At 68.9% G+C, this 1520-nt stretch carries 2 protein-coding genes; both read left to right on the forward strand.

The window, feature by feature from the left end; translation table 11 throughout:
• Positions 1 to 265: CBS domain-containing protein (locus tag ACFXGI_RS38700; protein WP_384717779.1), on the forward strand; the 265-nt coding region annotated here is incomplete at its 5' end.
• A gap of 744 nt (positions 266 to 1009) precedes the next feature.
• On the forward strand, positions 1010 to 1520 hold a 511-nt coding region (locus tag ACFXGI_RS38705; protein ID WP_384717781.1), incomplete at its 3' end, for a hypothetical protein.

Raw genomic sequence — 1520 nt, forward strand, 5'->3', positions numbered from 1 at the left:
CCGTGACATCGTCGTGAGGGTCCTGGGCGCGGGTAAGAACCCGGCCGAGGTCAAGGCCGGAGAGCTGGCGCAGGGTGAGGTGGTCACCATCGGCGCCGACGACGACGCCGCTGAGATCATGCGCACCATGAGCGAGTACCAGGTACGCTGTCTGCCTGTCATCGACGGGCGCCGGCTCGTCGGGATCGTCGCGCAGGCGGATGTTGCGCGTGCCCTGCCCGACCCGCAGGTCGGCGACCTCCTCAAGGCCCTCTCCGCCGACTGAGGCGGCTTCCGTCATCTCGCCTCGCGGCCGGGACCGGCGGGATGTCCCGGCGATGGGCGTCCGGGCAGGGCCCCGTCGCCAGGAGAGCGCCACGCGGGATGCGGGGGAGGCGATCAGCGCGGCAGACAGGTAACGCCGCACCGCCACGGCGGTCACGGATCGGGTCGTTCGAGGTTGACGAGGCCTGCCTGTTGGCCTCGGGACGGAAGTCTGCGCACCTGGAGCAGTTCGGGGGCACCCGGTGAGTGGGCGTGGTGGGATCGGCGGGTGAAGGATCCCTCTGCCTGCGAGCCGGCTCTCCTGTTGCGTTCCGGGACAGCGGACCGCGCCGGGACGCGCCGCGCCGTTGCTTCCCGCGCCGTTGACGCATGAGATCTGGTGCTGCTGCTCGACATGCTCGGCCTGCTGCCAGAGCGCCGGTTCCTCGTGCTTCTTGCCTGGAGTCCACAGGGTGGAAGGGGGAGCGCTCCGTGCCTGGACGATCCGCTCGACCGCCGGGGTGGAAAGGCCCCGGTCGGTGATCTCGCAGTCGTTGAGAGCGAACCACTCGGTAGGCCGGGCGAACGCCTCGGTGCCGATCCGGACCCGTCGCGCGGTGCCTTCACTGTCCAGACGGATGCGGTGCACGTACCAACGATGGATCAGGGTGTCCGAGTCCACCGGGACAGACACTCCGAGCACCGGTTCGTGCTCTGAGTCCCAGTCCGGTGCCACCTCCTGGTCCAGGTGCACGCGGAGTTTCCTTTGCGTGAGCTGGATGTCGACGACCGACCCGACCGGCACCCCGTCCGGCTGGATGAAGTCGAAGCCGGCCTGCGTACCGCGAGCGCGCAGCCAGGTGTCGACCTCGGCCTTCACGTACAGGTGGTCGGCGCTCGCAACGCCGCGGGCTCGGCGACCGCACAGGTGAGGGTGCCCGTCGGGACCTGGGTAGTGCGCGAAGTGGCAGACCCGGTCGGTATACAGCTTGGTGGTCAGCTGCAGACCACACCCTCCAAGCAGCAGGCCGCACCAGAATGTGTCGTGCTCGTGCTGCCTGCGGAAGGCGTCCAGCTCGATCGCTTCCAGTGGGAGCATCAGAGGCTCTTCGGAGTCCGCGCCGCCCAGAACCGCCGTCTGTATCTGCCGTCTGTCACTCCGCACGAACCACCGCCTTTCGTTCTAACTCAGCGTGCCACCACACCCGCTGGGTCCGCAGCCGATCACGCGCTAGTCGCGTCAGATGCGGCGGCGACCAGCAACTCTCTGTCGGCCC

Source organism: Streptomyces sp. NPDC059355 (genome assembly GCF_042752335.1).
In the GTDB taxonomy this organism is placed as follows: Bacteria; Actinomycetota; Actinomycetes; order Streptomycetales; family Streptomycetaceae; genus Streptomyces.